Raw genomic sequence first — 16164 nt, 5'->3', positions numbered from 1 at the left:
CACCTCGTCAGCGTTTGCCGCGCCGGCTGCGCACGTAGTCGTCGACGACGTACCGCCCGAGCTCGGAGACGTCCGGGCTGAACACCCGGCCGCCGCTGCGCTTGGCGACGGCGTCCACGAAGCGGCGCAGCCCCGGGTCCTCCCCCAGCATGAAGACGTTGAGCGTCGCGCCGTACCGGGTGAGGAGGTCGACCTCGTGCACCGTGAGCTGCACGGTCTCGGGCAGGGTCGGCCAGTTGAAGTACGCCTGGCCGTCGTCCTCCAGGTGCGCGGTCGGCTCGCCGTCGGTCACGACCAGCACGACCGGCTCGGCGCCGGGGTGCCGGCGCAGGTGCCGCCCGGCGAGTTTCAGCGCGTGCTGGAGGTTGGTGCCCTGCACCATGTCGGGCTCGATCGCGGCCAGCTCGCCCTGCGACAGGGTCATCGCGTACTTGCCGAAGCCGATGATCTGCAGCGAGTCCTGCGGGAACTGGGTCGCCACCAGGTGAGACAGGGCGAGGGCCGTCTGTTTCATCGGGCCCCAGCGGTCGTCCGCGAACATCGAGTAGGACAGGTCGACGCAGAGCGCCACCACGGCCGAGGCCCGGCGTTCGGTCTCGGCGACCTCGAAGTCCTCGGGCTCGAGCCGCACGGGCAGCGTGCCCACACCACCGCCCGCACGGCGGCGAACGGCGTTGCCGATGGTGCGGACGACGTCGAGTGGCTGCTCGTCGCCGAACTGCCAGCGTCGCGACGAGCCGATGAGGTCACCGGCGGCGCCCGCGTCACGCAGGTCGTGCGTCCCGCGCTTCTTGCCGGACAGGTCGGAGAAGACCTGCGCCAGCGCGGTGCGGCCCAGCCGGCGCAACGCCTTCGGTGACAGCGTGAGGCCGTCGTCGTCGCGGGTCACCCAGCCCTGGCGGCGCAGCTCGCGTTCGAGCTCGCGCAGCCTCCGGACGTCGTCCGCGGCGCTGCGGCCGAGCTGACGCTCCACCGCCTCGACGTCGACGTCGTCCAGGGTCGCGCCAGGATGCTCCTGGCCGAGCTGCTCGAGCAGGTCGTCGAGCTCCCCCAGCTCGCCGAGCGCCGCGGTGGCGTCGCCGTAACCGAGGTCCTCGTTGCCCCGCATGCGCTCGCCGCGGTTCCAGTTGAGCTCGGGGCGCAGCGCCCGGAGGTTGTCGGTCAGCTCGCCGAGCTGACCGCGCAGCGGCCCGTCACCGAGCGCCTGGTCCATGAGCTGCGACAGCTCCTCGCGCTGCTGCGGGCTCAGCGACCGCATCAGCCGCTCGGCCGCCGCGGCCCGGCGGGCCAGGGAGTCGACCAGCTCGTCGATGTTCTCCGGGTTCTCCGGGAAGAACTCGCCGTGTTTGCTCATGAACTGCTGGAACGCGTCGTCGGTGTCCTCGCCCCGGGCGTGCTTGGCGAGCAGGTCGTTGAGGTCGCCGACCATCTCCGAGACCCGGGCGTCGGTGGCCGGGTCACGGCCCTGCAGCGCGTCCTTCATGCCGGCGAAGCGCTGCTCGACGACCTCGCGCCGGAGACCGTCGAGGATCTGCTGATAGGTCGCGCGGGCCTCGTCGCTGGCCCAGTTGTAGTCGGACAGCTCCTGCACGGCCTGCGAGGTGGACCGGGGCAGGTTGTCGAGGACCGCCTCGTTGAAGCGCGAATCGTCGTCGTCGCGCCCCCGCAGCTCGTCGCGTTCGGCGGCGAGCGCCTGGTCGAGCAGCTGCTGGGCGCGCGTGACCGCGCCGTCGAGGTTGCCGCGGCGCAGGGCCTCCCGGCGCATCCGGCGCGCCCGGGCCTCGAGGTCGTCGAGGCCACGGCCGTCGCGCGGACCCCGGCGCAGCAGGTCGCGCAGGGCGTCGCGGAGGTTGTCGCCGGCCAGCACCCGCTCGCCGACCTCGTCCACGGCACCCCGCACGTCGTACGGCGGTGCGAGCGGATCGGGCCCGTCACGCCAGGCGCCGTACCGGAAACGATTCTGGGCCATGGTCAGCTCCCGTAGAGGGTGCGTCCGTCGTCGGTCAGCTCCTTGGCCAGCCGGCGGGTGAGGTGCAGCCCTTCCAGGACGAACTCGACACCGGCCGCGGCCTGCCCGGGGCTGGGCGCGTCACCCAGGCCGAGCCGGTCGAGGACCTTCGCCAGGCCCGGGACCGTGCCGATCTGCGCGAGGAGCTCGTCGGCCGACACCAGGTCACCGGTCTCGATGATGGCGCCCTCGGCGACCAGGTCCGTGAAGCCGGACAGGTCGAGACCGGCCAGCCGGGCCCGGAACGTCTCGGCGGTGGCCAGGCGCAGCAGGTGCCCGAGGATCTCGGTCTCGCGCCCCTCCTCGCCGCTCTCGAACTCGACCTTGCCGCGCAGCGTGCTGGTCACCGAGACGGTGTCGCAGATGCGGGCGACGGCCTCACGCTCGTTCTTGAGGCCGGACCGGCGCAGCGCCGACGCGGCGACGGTCTCGGCCGCCGCGATGGCGAACCGCGCCGAGATGCCGGACCGGGAGTCGACAGCGGGCGACTCCCGGACCGCACGCGTGTAACGCGCGATCACGTCGATCAGGTGGTCGGGCACCGCGGCGGACAGGGCCGCCTCCTGCCGGATCAGCGCCGTCTCCAGCTCGATCTCCAGCGGGTAGTGGGTGCGGATCTCGGCCCCGAAACGGTCCTTGAGCGGGGTGATGATCCGGCCGCGGTTGGTGTAGTCCTCGGGGTTGGCCGACGCGACCAGCAGCAGGTCGAGCGGCAGCCGCAGCTGGTAGCCGCGGACCTGGATGTCGCGCTCCTCGAGGACGTTGAGCAGCGAGACCTGGATGCGCTCGGCCAGGTCGGGCAGCTCGTTGACCGCGAAGATGCCGCGGTTGGTGCGCGGGACGAGCCCGAAGTGAATCGTGTCGGGGTCACCCAGGGCCCGGCCCTCGGCCACCTTGATCGGGTCGACGTCGCCGATCAGGTCACCGACGCTGGTGTCCGGGGTGGCGAGCTTCTCGCCGTACCGCTCGGAGCGGTGCAGCCAGGAGATCGGCAGGAGGTCGCCGGTCTCGGTGGCCAGCCGCCGGGTCGCCGGCGTGAGCGGCTGGTACGGGTGCTCCCGCAGCTCGGAGCCGGTGATGTACGGAGTCCACTCGTCGAGCAGGTCGACCAGCCCGCGGATGAGGCGGGTCTTGCCCTGGCCGCGCTCGCCGAGCAGGACCATGTCGTGGCCGGCGAGCAGCGCCCGCTCGACCTCGGGCAGGACGGTGTCGTCGTAGCCGACGATGCCGGGGAAGCGCGGTGCGCCGCGGCGCAGCCGGTCGAGCAGGTTGTCGCGCAACTCCTCCTTGACGGTGCGGAACTCGTGTCCGGAGGCGCGGAGCTCGCCGAGGGTGCGCGGAAGATCGGTCGGAGGCACGGGGACGAGCTGTGTGGAAGCTTCAGTCACCTCGGAAACGCTACTCCCGACCTGTGACAAGTGACGACGGCCGCGTCCAGCGACGGCAAATTGGCTCTGGCCCGGAGATTTCGGCGCCGGGAGGCTGAAGGTCATGGAGATCCTTCGGTACGCGGCCTTCAGCGCCGACCCGGCGGGCGGCAACCCCGCCGGTGTTGTCCTCGCCGCCAGCACCCTGTCCGATGCCGAGATGCTGGCCGCGGCGGCCGAGGTCGGCTATTCGGAGACCGCCTTCCTCACCGAGGACCGTGGTGACGGCGTCTACCGCGCCCGCTACTTCAGCCCGCTCGCGGAGGTGCCGTTCTGCGGCCACGCGACCGTGGGCACGGCCGTCGCCCTGGCCGACCGGCACGGGCCGGGCACGTTCGTCTTCGTCACCAACGCCGGTGAGGTTCCGGTGACGGTCGACGACCAGCGCCTCGCCACGCTGACCAGCGTCGGCGCGCGGGTCGCCGACCTGGCGCCGACCGACCTGAGCGCGCTGCTGGCGGCCCTGCGCTGGCCGGACACCGATCTCGACCCGGAGCTTCCGCCCCGGGTGGCGTACGCGGGCGCCTATCACCCGGTCCTCGCGGTGACGACCCGGCAGCGGCTCGCCGACCTGGACTACGACGTGCCGGCTCTGAAGGCCCTGATGGAGGCCAAGGGCTGGACGACGATCCAGCTGGTCTGGCGGGAGGCCGAGGACCGCTTCGACGTGCGCAACCCGTTCCCGGTCGGCGGCGTCTACGAGGACCCGGCCACGGGTGCGGCGGCCGCGGCCCTGGGCGCCTACCTGCGGGACCTGTGGCTCGTGCCCGGCGATGCGGTCGTGCAGCTGCGCCAGGGCGACGACCTGGGACGCCCGGGCCGGCTCACGATCACCCTCACACCGGGTGAGGCCGGCGTCCGGGTCAGCGGCACGGCGGTGCCCATCCCGGCCTGAGGCGGCGCTAGAGTCGGGTCCCGATGAGCGCCACGATGATCGTCCGGGATCTTGCCTCCGGCCACGGGGACCGCACGCTGTTCAGCTCGCTCGACCTGGTGGTCGCGCCCGGGGACGTGATCGGGCTGGTGGGTGTCAACGGCGCCGGCAAGACGACGCTGCTGCGTACCCTGGCGGGTCTGGTGCCGGTCGAGGCCGGCACGGTCACGCTGAGCCCGCCCACCGCCAACGTCGGTTATCTGCCGCAGGAGCGGGATCGCCGCGAGGGCGAGACCGTGCGGGACTTCCTGGCCCGCCGCACCGGGGTCGGGCCCGCGCAGGCCGCGATGGACGCCGCCGCCGAGGCGCTGGCCGAGGGCGCGCCGGGCGCGGACGACACCTACGCCGCGGCCCTGGAACGCTGGCTCGACCTGGGCGGCGCCGACCTGGACGAGCGTGCGGAGCAGACCGCCGGTGAGCTGGGGCTGACCGTCGCGCTGGAGCATCCGATGACCGCGCTCTCCGGCGGGCAGGCCGCGCGGGCCGGGATGGCGTCGCTGCTGCTCAGCCGCTACGACATCTTCCTGCTGGACGAGCCCACCAACGACCTGGACCTGGACGGTCTGCGCCGGCTGGAGGAGTTCGTGGGCGGGCTGCGGGCGGGCACGGTCCTGGTCAGCCACGACCGTGAGTTCCTGACCCGGACGGTCACCTCGGTCCTCGAGCTCGACCTGGCCCAGCAGCAGGTCAGCCTCTACGGCGGCGGTTACGCGGCCTACCTGGAGGAGCGCGACCGGGCCCGGCGGCACGCCCGCGAGGACTACGACGAGTACGCCGACCGCAAGGGCGCCCTCCAGGACCGCGCGCAGATGCAGCGCGGGTGGATGGAGAACGGCGTCCGCAATGCCCGCCGCAAGGCCAAGGACAACGACAAGATCGGCCGCAACGTCCGCGCGGAGTCGACGGAGAAGCAGGCGGCCAAGGCCCGGCAGACCCAGCGGATGATCGAGCGCCTGGAGGTCGTCGAGGAGCCCCGCAAGGAGTGGGAGCTGCGCATGGAGATCGCGGCGGCTCCCCGCGCGGGCGCCGTCGTGGCCACCCTCCGCGAGGCTCTGGTACGCCGCGGAGCGTTCACCCTCGGCCCGGTGACTCTGCAGGTCGACTGGGCGGACCGGGTGGCCATCACCGGCGCGAACGGCTCGGGCAAGTCGACGCTGCTGGCCGCCCTGCTCGGCCGGCTGCCGCTGGACGGGGGTTCCGCCCAGCTCGGCCCGGGTGTGGTCGTCGGCGAGGTCGACCAGGCCCGCGGGCTCTTCCTGGGTGACGAGCCGCTGATGGCCGCGTTCGGCGCCGCGGTGCCCGAGATGTCCGACGCTGACGTCCGCACGCTGCTGGCGAAGTTCGGGCTGCGCGCCGCGCACGTGCTGCGTCCCGCGGACACGCTGTCGCCGGGTGAGCGGACCCGGGCGGCCCTGGCCCTGCTCCAGGCCCGCGGGGTCAACCTCCTGGTGCTGGACGAGCCGACGAACCATCTCGACCTGACCGCCATCGAGCAGCTCGAGTCGGCGCTGGCGAGCTACACCGGCACGCTGCTGCTGGTCACCCACGACCGGCGGATGCTCGAGGCGGTGCAGACGACCCGGCACTTCGAGGTCGTGGACGGCAAGGTCACGGGCTGAGGTCGCGGGGTGCGCTGACCGGTCCCTCGTTGCCGGAGCGGTCCAGGCCGCTCAGGCAGTACGACGCACCCGCGGCGGGTGGTGACGGGTCCACGACCTTCGAGCCGGCCCGTCCGGTCGCCACGAGGTTCGCCGCGGCGCCGTCGACGCGGTAGAGCGCCCAGCTCACCGGTTCGGCACCCGGACCAGGCTGCCAGTCCAGCTCGACACCGCCGGCGGACTTCCGGGCGGCGGCGAGCCTCGGCGCGGCCGGCGGCTGCGCGGGCAGTTGTCTCATGGCGGGCAGCAGCGCCGGGGCGGCGTAGTGGTGGTCGCGGTACCGGGTGACCGAGCCGAGACGGTTCTGGCGGATCTGCTTGGCGCTGAAGTGCACACTCCCGAGCACGCCGTACTTGTCGTTGAGGGTGAGCTGCCGGTCGAGCTGGTCGGGCTGCTTCCACGGGCCCTTCTCGCCGACCCGGTAGTCGCCCTGGCCGATGTACAGCTGCACGTCGGTGCCCTTGACCAGCTGCGACCACCACGGCAGCGCCTTGGTGTAATCGGCCTTGTCGAAGCCGATGGCCCAGTAGAGCTGCGGCACGATGTAGTCGAGCCAGCCCTCGCGGACCCACTTGCGGGTGTCGGCGTAGATGGCGTCGTAACTCTGCAGGCCGTGGGTGTCCGAACCGCCCTTGTCGGTCTCCTGGTTGCGCCAGATGCCGAACGGGCTGATGCCGAACTTCACCCACGGCTTGAGTTCCTTGATGCGCTGGTCCATCTCGCGGACCAGCGTGTTGACGTTCTCCCGGCGCCAGTCTCCGCGGCTCTGCCCCTTGTCGGCGCGCTTGGCGAAGCTCTTGTCGTCCTTGAAGTCGTTCCCGCCACCCTCCGGGTACGGGTAGAAGAAGTCGTCGAAGTGAACCCCGTCGACGTCGTACTTCTGGACCGCCTCGAGCATCGCGTCCTCGACGAACCGCCGCGCGTCGGGGTTGCCCGGGTCGAAGTACAGCCGCGCGCGCTTGCCGTCGGGGTACGAGATGGCCCAGTCGCGGTGCTTGATCAGCGGGTGGTTCGGAGCGAGCTTCCTGAAGTCGGCGCCGGGCCCCGACGGTCCGGGCTGTGTCCCCCGGTACGGGTTGAACCAGGCGTGGAACTCGAGGTTGCGGGCGTGCGCCTCGGCGATCATGAACTCCATCGGGTCCCAGCCGGGCGACTTCCCGTCGCGTTTCCCGGTGAGCCACTCCGACCAGGGCGCGTACTTCGACTCCCAGAACGCGTCGCCGCTGGGCCGCACGTGCACGAAGATCGCGTTGTGCCGCATCGAGACGGCCAGGTCCAGCCACTCGAGGTATTCCGACTGCACCTGCGCCTTGCTCAGGCCGGGCCGGCTGGGCCAGTCGATGTTCGTCACCGTGGTGAGCCACATGCCCCGCAGCTCCCGGGTCGCCTTGACCGGCACTGTCCCGCAATTGCCCGTCGTGCCGACCGCAGGTCCGACCTGGGCCGGAGCGGCGGGCGGGCCGGCCTCGGGCGGGTCGTAGGTGGCGGCCCGCAGCAGTCCGATGCCGAGGACGGCGACACCCAGGAACACGGCGGCGACGATCAGGACGAGCCGGACGGGGGGACGGCGCATCGCCCCAGTGTGCCTGGTCCTACGCTCGGGGGATGAACGTGGTCGTGGTGGGAGCGGGGATCGCGGGCCTGGCCTGCGCGCGGGAACTGACCGCGGCCGGGGTGGACGTCCGCGTCCACGAACGCGGCCGGGTGGTCGGCGGACGCCTGGCCAGCAAGCGGTTCGACGGCCGGTACGCCGACCTCGGGGCCGCCTACTTTGTCGCCGACGACCCCGACTTTGCCGCGCTGGCCGAGTCCTGGCGTGCCCGCGGGCTGGCCCGGCCGTGGACCGACACGTTCGCGGTGTTCCCCGGCGAACCCACGACCGGCCCGGTGCGCTGGGCTGCGCCGGGTGGCCTGCGGTCCCTGGCCGAGGACCTGGCGCAGGGTCTGGACGTCACTCTTTCGAGCACTGTCGAGACGATCCCGGCCGATGCGGACGCCGTCGTGCTGGCGATGCCCGGCCCGCAGGCGCTGCGGCTGGACCCGCCGGCCGCCGTCGCCGACGCCGCCCGGGCGCAGGTGTGGGAGCCCGTCCTCGCGGCCGTGTGCACGTACCCGGAACGCTCTTGGAAGGATTTCCGGGGAGCGTTCGTGAACGACCACCCGGTGCTGGCCGCGGTCTGGGACGACGGTGACCGGCGCGGTGACCTTGCGCCGGTCCTGGTCGCGCACTCGACGGCGGATTTTGCGCGCCCCCGGCTGACCGACCCCGCGGCCGCGGCGAGCGAGCTGGCCGCGGCTGTGACCGAACTGCTGGGACTGGACGCGCAGCCCGCCGTGCACGTGCACCGCTGGACCTACGCCCAGCCCTCCCCCGGCGAGCCAGGCCCGGTGACCGACGGCCGGGTGTGGCTCGCCGGTGACGCCTTCGGCAAGCCGCGCGTCCAGACCGCCTGGCTGTCCGGACGCGCGACCGCGCGAGCGATCCTTCAGAGCACCGAGCGGTAGACCTCGAGGGTGTCCACGGCGATCCGCGACCAGCTGAACTTCTCCACGGCGCGCCGGCGGCCGGCCAGGCCCATCTCCGCCGCCCGCGCCGGGTCCTTGATCAGCTTGGACATGGCCGTCGCCAGGTCGGCCACGAACCGGTCCGGGTCGACCGGTGTGCCCGTGCCGTCGGTGACCTGCTCGATGGGGACCAGGACACCCGTCTCGCCGTCCGCGACGACCTCCGGGATGCCGCCGGTCGCGGTGGCGACCACGGCCGTCTCGCAGGCCATGGCCTCCAGGTTGACGATGCCCATCGGCTCGTAGACCGACGGGCAGACGAACACCGTCGCGTGGGTCAGCACCTGCACGACCTCGTGCTTCGGCAGCATCTCCTGCACCCAGATGACCCCCTGCGGGTCGCGGGCGTTGCGCAGCTGGATCGCCAGACCCTCGACCTCGGCGGCGATCTCCTTGGTGTCGGGAGCGCCCGCGAGCAGCACGATTTGCGTCTCCGGCGGCAGGTCGTGGCAGGCCCGCAGCAGGTACGGCAGGCCCTTCTGCCGGGTGATCCGGCCGACGAAGACGACACTCGGGCGGTTCAGGTCGATGCCGAGGCGCTCGATCACGTCCGTGCCGCGGTCGGGGGCGTACTGCTCGGTGTCGATCCCGTTGTAGACGACGCTGACCTTGTCCGGGTCGACACTCGGATAGGCGGCCAGCACGTCCCGGCGCATCCCGCCCGAGACGGCGATGACGGCGTCGGCGGACTCGATCGCGGTGCGCTCGCAGAACGACGAGAGGGCGTACCCGCCGCCGAGCTGCTCGGCCTTCCACGGGCGCAGCGGCTCCAGGCTGTGCGTGGTGACCACGTGCGGCACGCCGTGCAGGAGCTTGGCGGTGTGACCGGCGAAGTTCGCGTACCAGGTGTGGCTGTGCACGATGTCCGTGCCCTCGCAGCCGGCCGCCATCGCGAGGTTGACCCCCATGGTGCGCAGCGCGGCGTTCGCCCCGGCCAGCTCGGCCGGCTCCGGGTACGCCGTGACACCCGGCTCGTCGCGTTCCGCCCCGAAACAGTGGACCCGCACGTCGGCGAGCGGCCGCAGGTCCCGGGCGAGGTACTCCAGATGGACGCCGGCGCCGCCGTAGACCTCCGGGGGGTACTCCCGGGTGAGGAGGTCGACGCGGAGGTCAGTACCGTGGGATTTCGAACGCGAGTCGGTCACGTGACGCAGAATAGTCCCTTCGACTGGCGCTGGGGCACGCGGAAAGTTAGCGTCACGGGCATGGCTGTCAAGGTGCTCGCGATCGTTCTGGCAGGTGGCGAAGGCAAGCGCCTGATGCCCCTCACCGCCGACCGGGCTAAGCCCGGCGTTCCCTTCGGCGGCATCTACCGCATGATCGATTTTGTGCTGTCGAACCTCGCCAACGGCGGGTTCCTGAAGATCGTGGTGCTGACGCAGTACAAGTCGCACTCGCTCGACCGGCACATCACCAAGACGTGGCGGATGTCGACCCTGCTCGGTAACTACGTGACCCCCGTACCGGCACAGCAGCGGCTCGGCCCGCGCTGGTTCGCCGGCTCGGCGGACGCGATCTACCAGAGCCTCAACCTCATCAACGACGAGAGCCCCGACTACGTCATCGTCTTCGGCGCCGACCACATCTACCGCATGGACCCGAAGCAGATGGTCGACGACCACATCGCCTCGGGTGCGGCCGTGACGGTCGCCGGCATCCGCCAGCCGAAGTCGATGTCCGACCAGTTCGGCGTCATCGACGTCGGCCCCGACGGCCGCCGCATCAGCGCGTTCCGCGAGAAGCCCGTCGACGTCGAGGGCCTCCCGGACGCCCCCGACGAGATCTACGCGTCCATGGGCAACTACGTCTTCACCACCCGCGCCCTGTGCGAGGCGGTCACCGCCGACGCCCAGAACCCCGACAGCAAGCACGACATGGGCGGCAACATCATCCCCATGCTGGTCGAACGCGGCGAGGCCAACGTCTACGACTTCCGCGACAACGAGGTCCAGGGCAGCACCGAACGCGACCGCGGCTACTGGCGCGACGTCGGAACCCTCGACTCGTTCTACGACGCCCACATGGACCTGATCGCCACCCTGCCGGTCTTCAACCTCTACAACATGGACTGGCCCATCTTCACCAACTACGGCTCCTGGCCCCCGGCCAAGTTCGTCCACGGCTACGACGACCGCCAGGGCCGCGCCGTCGACTCGATGATCTCCCCCGGCGTCGTCGTCTCCGGGTCCCTGGTCGAACGCTCGGTCGTCTCCCCGAACGTCCGCGTCAACTCCTGGGCCCACGTCGAAGGCTCGGTCCTCATGGAAGGCGTCCAGGTCGGCCGCCGCGCCGTCGTCCGCAACGCCATCATCGACAAGAACGTCATCATCCCCGAAGGCGCCCAGATCGGCGTCGACCTCGACCGCGACCGCAAGCGCTACACGGTCTCCGACAGCGGCATCGTGGTCGTCGGCAAGGGCCAGCGCGTAGAGCTCTGAGATTGGTTGAGGGGTGTGGCGTTGTTCGCCGCACCCCTCAGATCAAGTTCCAGGGCATGTCGTGCCTGGTTGCATGGTTCTGACCGTCGCTCACGCCGAGACCGGGCACGGGCACCCAATCGCCTGGCGGCTCATGAACGGGCACCCGCACCCTGCCAGGTCCGTGCGTGGGACCGAGGCGCCCGCGAGGCGGTGCCGGTGACCGTATGGTCGGGGTGTGGGCGATCTTGCGGGGGCGCGGGCGGTTCTGGAGGCGTTGGGCGAGATCGTTTGTCTGACGTTCGTCAAAGGGCTGGACCCGGCCGCAGCGCTGCTGCGAATGGGTGGTTACGCGGACTCTCTGCGGGTGCGTGAGGCTGCCGAGATCGGCGAGGTGATGGACTCGTTCGAGGGCGGTTATCCGCGGATGGCCGCCGCGCTGGACCTGGGCGCCTGGTCCCTGGTCCTCGAGCCGGACGGTTTCTCCGGCGCCGACGACTCGCTGCTGCGGGTGGTGTCGCGGGGCACGGAGACCGTGTCGGTGCTGCGCCACGACTACGCGTCGGCGGCTTTTGCCTACGCCGTCGACGGTGAGATTGTCGCCGGCTTCGAGCCGGGGCGTCCCGAGGCCCCGGCGCACCTGCAGCCGCTGCTGGCCGAGGTCGGCCTCCGCGTCCCGTCGGGCGAGGGCGACGACACGTGGACCGATGCTGTCGCCCGCGCGCTGCTTCTGGCTCAGAGGATCACCGGGGTGACCGTGCCGCCGGATCCCTTCGAGGCGGACCTTCTCTCGGCTCAGATCGAGCCCTGGTTCGTCGTCCCGGCAAGTCCGGGTGATCTCCTCTACGGCTCCGATCCGCCGGCCGGCTCGCTGGTCGCCGCTGTCGAAGCCGCCTCGCCCGACCGTCAGCGCGCGGTGGCCGTGGCCGAGGTCCGTCGCCAGGCCACCGCGCTGGGCCTGGCAGACACGCCAGGTCTCGCCGACGTCCTCCGGGCCGCCGCCACCGGCACAGCAGGCCCGATCAGCGCCGACTCACCCCTCGGCACCCACGTCCGCACCTGGCTGACCGCCACCACCCGCGCCGGCGACTCACTGAACAGCAACCGGCACGCCATGACCGCCGCCGAACGAACCCACGCCTACGCCCTCGGCTGGTTCACCGCAGCCCTCCGCGGCGTCCTCAACCCGGACCCCCAAAAGGCCGCCCTCGCCGCCCTCCGCCCCTTGACCTCTAACATCGCCGCCCTCACGGATCCTGCCGTGCGTGCCGCAGTGATTCACGCACTCACAACGTGACCCTTGCCGGTCAACGAATGTTGTTGATCACGCTCATGGCGGTCCGATGACGCTGCGACTGCAGCTGCGAGAGCAGCACAGCCATCTCGCCCTTCTCCTCAATCCGCTTCTGGAGCAGGTAGCGTGCCCTGTTCTTGGGATCCATCAGCTCAACCTTCGCCCTCTCGTCCTTGGTGAGAGTCCCATCGATGACCCGGACAGAGTTGTTCGCCGGATCCTCGAAATCAGGGTCGAACCTGCTGACGAACACGGTTCCACCGAGATCGAAGTCCTCAGGCCGAACCGGAGGGAGCGCAGGGGGCGACATTGGTAACGACCGAGCCGCAGACGAGGCCCCCCAACCGCTCAGGCCGGCCCAGCCGGCTGTTGGGCGGCGGACAAACGGATAGATGTCCTTCGCCTGCTGGTAGTTGAGGCCGTGCGTCTTGGCATAGGCGCGGATTTCAGCTTTCCGGGTGCTGTGTGTCATCGGTCGGTCCTCGGCGCTTCTTCCAGGGGTGCGACGCCGGCGGTGGCGATGATCCGGCTGCTCCATGTGCAGAGCTGGCTGATGGTCGTGCCGAGGACACCGGCATACCGCGCCGGCAGGACGGAAACGCCGATCATCAGCGCAGGCAGCAGGCCTACCGCGATCAGAATGATGGGCAGATGCGCGATGAGCACGATGGCCGGGCGCCCGGCTGCACCGACAGCTTTGAGAAGAATGAGAAATGAGGACACGGTCGTCTCCTGCATCCGCCGCCCGGTCCAGCAGTAGCAAGGTCGACGTGTGCCTTGGAGGAGGGGCCTGAGACCCTTCAGCCGCTCATGAGTCTGAACCGGGCAAACTCACAACCTGGCGATCCCCATCGCCAGGGAAAACGTTACCAGCCGGCGTCGACAAAGGATGATCTCCGCGGGCTTCTGTGGACGCACGGACCTGGCAGGGTGCGGGTGCCCGTTCATGAGCCGCCAGGCGATTGGGTGGCCGCGCCCGGTCTCGGCGTGAGCGACGGTCAGCGCCATGCAACAAGGCACGAAAAAGATTTGGTTGTCAGGTTTGATCGCGGAGAGTTTGGGAAGGCGTCTCCCCATATCTCTCTCGGTAGGCGCCCGCAAACCGGCCCAAATGAGTGAATCCCCACCTCGTCGCCACCTCGCTGACGCTTATCTGGTCCGGGCCGGCGCGGCTGAGTTCGGCGTGGACACCTTCGAGGCGCAGCCTGCGGAGGTAGGTCAGGGGCGGGACGCCGACGTGCTGGCGGAAGGACTCCTGGAGGACGCGGATGCCGACGCCGGCTATTCCGGCGAGTTCGGCGGCGGTGAAGGACCTTCCCGGCTCGGCGTGCATGGCGTCGAGGGTGCGTTTGACCGTGCGGGGGCGTCGGGCGGTGGGGCGACCGGCCGGGTTCTGGGAGAACGGGTGTTCGACGGCCTGGGCGAGGCCGCTGACCACCAGGTCGCGCCATTGGCGGAGCAGGTGCGGGAAGAGGGTCAGGCCGTCGGGCTGGCGGGCTTCGGCGTGCAGGAGCCGGACCAGGGCCAGCCAGCTGCGGCCCGGGCCGCCGGCGAGGCCGAAGGTCGCGCCGAGTGGGAGGGGGGAGCCGACGCGGCGGTCGAGGGCGGCGTCGAGTTCGCGTTCGAGGGCGAGGCGGTCCACTTTGACGCTGATGAGGCGGCAGTCGGCGGACCAGCGCAGGTCGATGTCGCCGATGGGGCGGAAGACGGCGGCCTGGCTGGGGTCGGCCTTGGTGGCGGCGCCGCGGTGGAGGACGTGGACGCCGCCGGTCAGGGGGGCCAGGACGTGGTAGGCCGTTTCGAGATCGCCGCTGGCCAGGCAGATCTCGGTGCCGTAGCTGATCTCGCCGATGGTGACCGGGCCGATCTGGACGACTTCGCCGGTGAAGGCGAAGCCGTCGATGCTGCCCGCGGGTTTGACCTCGAGCGGCCCGTAGTACATCCGGCGGCAGAAATCGCGGGCCTCGTCGAGGTCCGTCGTGCGGAGGGTGGCACAGACCGCGACGTCGCCGTCCGGTGTTGCCGGTTCCGTGTCTTGAACGGCCGCCCCTGCCGTGTCCATCAGCCCACACTAGACCGGCAGGGGCGGGTGGCGCTGCTCACACGATGGCGGGTACCGGCCACTCGTGCTCGGTGACCATGCCGCTGCGGATGTCCACCTCGGCCAGTGGGGTCACCGGGTCCTGCCAGATGACGTAGCGGCCCTCGGCGAGGTTGTCGAGGACCATGCTGAAGAGGACACCGTCGCGGACGTAGCGGGCGCGGACCGCGGCGTGGGTGCGGCGGGCTGCGTCCTCGACCGGGCTGACCTCGATCTCGTGGCCGTGGAGGCTGCCCGGCGTGTAGAGGACCAGCGCGCCGATGCCCTGGCCGATGTTGAGGACGACCGTGCCCTGACCGGAGGGGTCGAGGATGTGGTGGTGGTGGGCGCCGACGCTCACTTGTCCTCAGCCTCCGGGTTGTTGAAGCCGTCGAACGGAACCCCCAGGTAGGGGAACTTCTTGAGCAGCTTCGAGCTGGCGTCCTTGGCCGACAGCCCCTGCTCGACCAGGGCGGCGGCGTCGTCCGCGGTGAACTTCTCGTCGACCAGCGGCACGGTCACACCCGCGATGGCGCGCAGGGAGATCGACACGACGTCGTCGGCGACGCGGCGGCCGTTGGGGAAGCCGGCCAGGTCACCGCCGAGGATGCCGAACGCGTTCGGCTCCTTGGTCGGCGGGACGGCGGTGTTCAGGCGGAGCATGTCGGCCTGGACGTCACCGGTGTTGTTCTGGAAGTCGTCGATGAGCCCGTCCGGGATGCCGGTGAGCAGGATCGCGACCAGGTCGGCGCGGGCGGTCTTGGCCTTGTTGAGCTCGGCCAGGTTGTCGAACAGGCCCGGGTAGAGCACCGGCAGCAGCGCACCGAGCTCCGGCTGCTCGACGAACTCGGCGAACCGCTTGTCCTCGCTCGGCGGCAGGCTGTTCCACAGGTCCTTCTGCGCCATCGGCACGATGACCTCGTTGAACAGCGGGTTGCCGAGACGCGAGACCTGGACCTGCGGGCCGACGTAGACGTCGTCGCCGTTCTTGCGGCCGTCGCGGACCTGGACCTGCCGGCGGCTGGCGGAGGTCCACACACCGATGACCGCTTCCGGGTCGCGGCCCCGGACCTTCTTCTTGCCGTCCCGGCGTACGTCGTGCAGGGGCAGCTGGATCGCGATGCTGTGCACGTTCATCTTGTCGGTGGCGTTGACGGCCTTGCCGGCGTAGTTGAACAGCTTCGCCCCGACCAGGTGCTTGTCCTGGAACGGCCGCAGCGTGCCGAGGTCGAAGATCGCGCCGAGGTCGACGAAGAACGGGTCGGCGCGCTGGCCGGCGAAGACCTTCTCGCCGGTCTTGAGCTTGTGGACCGCGTCCTCGGCGAGCTTGTCGTAATCCGGGATCGACAGCGGGCCGACGTTGCACGGCGGGCACGGCAGCTTCTCCGCGAGCACGGTGTGCTTGCCGCTCGCGTCGACACGGGTGACTGAGTAGAACTGCCGGCGGTTCCAGTTCTCGCTGTCGAGCGACTCGATCGGACCGGTGTTGTAGAGGAACGTCCGGTCGTTGCGCAGCTCGGTGCGGAACCGGAACTGGTAGGTCAGGTCCGGGCGCCCGTCACCGTTCTTGTCGACGTGGATCTCGTAGAGCACGTCGTCGCCGAACTCGAAGAAGTTCGGGCCGCTCGCAGGGAGCTGCAGCGGCACGTAGTTGGCGATCAGGGTGACGGTGTCCGGGTGGTCCGGGCTGACGAACGCGTAGAGGTCGGCGCTGTCGGCGACCGGGTCCTTGCTGATCTCCGGCGCTTCGCGGTGCGATGACATGAGTCTTCTTCCTTACT

14 protein-coding genes are annotated in these 16164 nt (G+C 70.7%); 5 read left to right on the top strand and 9 right to left on the bottom strand.

Annotated elements, in window-relative coordinates; genetic code table 11:
* Positions 1-7: 7 nt before the first annotated feature.
* Together AFR_RS21225 and AFR_RS21220 are read right to left on the bottom strand one after the other, a co-directional pair.
* A complete protein-coding gene (locus tag AFR_RS21225) occupies positions 8-1969 on the bottom strand; it encodes a vWA domain-containing protein (RefSeq protein ID WP_023362855.1) in 1962 nt (653 codons plus the stop codon).
* 2 nt (positions 1970-1971) lie between these two features.
* Positions 1972-3396, bottom strand: a complete 1425-nt coding sequence (locus AFR_RS21220; RefSeq protein ID WP_041841030.1) for a sigma 54-interacting transcriptional regulator — start codon at positions 3394-3396, stop codon at positions 1972-1974.
* Between the two features lie 103 nt (positions 3397-3499).
* Between AFR_RS21220 and AFR_RS21215 the strand changes: the two genes are divergently transcribed.
* On the top strand, positions 3500-4330 hold the full coding sequence (locus AFR_RS21215; protein WP_023362853.1) for a PhzF family phenazine biosynthesis protein: 831 nt from the start codon (positions 3500-3502) through the stop codon (positions 4328-4330).
* 23 nt (positions 4331-4353) lie between these two features.
* Positions 4354-5988: an ABC-F family ATP-binding cassette domain-containing protein gene (locus AFR_RS21210; protein WP_023362852.1), complete on the top strand. Its 1635-nt coding sequence runs from the start codon at positions 4354-4356 to the stop codon at positions 5986-5988.
* On the opposite strand, the gene AFR_RS21205 is transcribed toward AFR_RS21210, so the two are convergent.
* The gene (locus tag AFR_RS21205; RefSeq protein WP_023362851.1) at positions 5978-7600 is read right to left on the bottom strand and encodes a glycoside hydrolase family 10-like protein; all 1623 of its coding nucleotides are present in this window, start codon (positions 7598-7600) and stop codon (positions 5978-5980) included. The two genes, AFR_RS21210 and AFR_RS21205, sit on opposite strands and share 11 nt — an antisense overlap.
* 32 nt (positions 7601-7632) lie before the next feature.
* Between AFR_RS21205 and AFR_RS21200 the strand changes: the two genes are divergently transcribed.
* A complete protein-coding gene (locus AFR_RS21200; RefSeq protein WP_023362850.1) occupies positions 7633-8532 on the top strand; it encodes an NAD(P)/FAD-dependent oxidoreductase in 900 nt (299 codons plus the stop codon).
* On the opposite strand, the gene glgA is transcribed toward AFR_RS21200, so the two are convergent.
* On the bottom strand, positions 8514-9737 hold the full coding sequence (glgA, locus tag AFR_RS21195) for a glycogen synthase (protein ID WP_023362849.1): 1224 nt from the start codon (positions 9735-9737) through the stop codon (positions 8514-8516). The two genes, AFR_RS21200 and glgA, sit on opposite strands and share 19 nt — an antisense overlap.
* Positions 9738-9797: 60 nt before the next feature.
* On the opposite strand from glgA, the gene glgC reads away from it, so the two are divergent.
* Both glgC and AFR_RS21185 read left to right on the top strand, forming a co-directional pair.
* Complete coding sequence (gene glgC / locus AFR_RS21190; protein ID WP_023362848.1) at positions 9798-11030, top strand: glucose-1-phosphate adenylyltransferase; 1233 nt, start codon at positions 9798-9800, stop codon at positions 11028-11030.
* Positions 11031-11247: 217 nt separating this feature from the next.
* Positions 11248-12306 carry a DUF6461 domain-containing protein gene (locus AFR_RS21185; RefSeq protein WP_148308022.1) on the top strand — a complete coding sequence of 353 codons (1059 nt, stop codon included), beginning with the start codon at positions 11248-11250 and terminating at the stop codon, positions 12304-12306.
* Between the two features lie 10 nt (positions 12307-12316).
* On the opposite strand, the gene AFR_RS46160 is transcribed toward AFR_RS21185, so the two are convergent.
* The 5 genes from AFR_RS46160 to AFR_RS21160 form a co-directional block, all read right to left on the bottom strand.
* The gene (locus AFR_RS46160) at positions 12317-12775 is read right to left on the bottom strand and encodes a hypothetical protein (RefSeq protein WP_148308021.1); all 459 of its coding nucleotides are present in this window, start codon (positions 12773-12775) and stop codon (positions 12317-12319) included.
* Positions 12772-13041 carry a hypothetical protein gene (locus AFR_RS21175; protein ID WP_023362845.1) on the bottom strand — a complete coding sequence of 90 codons (270 nt, stop codon included), beginning with the start codon at positions 13039-13041 and terminating at the stop codon, positions 12772-12774. The genes AFR_RS46160 and AFR_RS21175 overlap by 4 nt, the downstream gene beginning before the upstream one ends.
* A gap of 298 nt (positions 13042-13339) precedes the next feature.
* Positions 13340-14365: an AraC family transcriptional regulator gene (locus AFR_RS21170; RefSeq protein WP_023362844.1), complete on the bottom strand. Its 1026-nt coding sequence runs from the start codon at positions 14363-14365 to the stop codon at positions 13340-13342.
* Positions 14366-14402: 37 nt separating this feature from the next.
* A complete protein-coding gene (locus tag AFR_RS21165; RefSeq protein WP_023362843.1) occupies positions 14403-14744 on the bottom strand; it encodes a hypothetical protein in 342 nt (113 codons plus the stop codon).
* Positions 14741-16147, bottom strand: coding sequence for a DUF4331 domain-containing protein (locus AFR_RS21160; RefSeq protein WP_023362842.1), 1407 nt, complete (start codon positions 16145-16147; stop codon positions 14741-14743). The genes AFR_RS21165 and AFR_RS21160 overlap by 4 nt, the downstream gene beginning before the upstream one ends.
* Between the last annotated feature and the right edge of the window lie 17 nt (positions 16148-16164).

The organism is Amorphoplanes friuliensis DSM 7358, from assembly GCF_000494755.1.
Lineage (GTDB): Bacteria > Actinomycetota > Actinomycetes > Mycobacteriales > Micromonosporaceae > Actinoplanes > Actinoplanes friuliensis.
The sequence above is the reverse complement of the archived record's forward strand: the minus strand, read 5'-3'. Positions and strand labels throughout refer to the sequence as shown.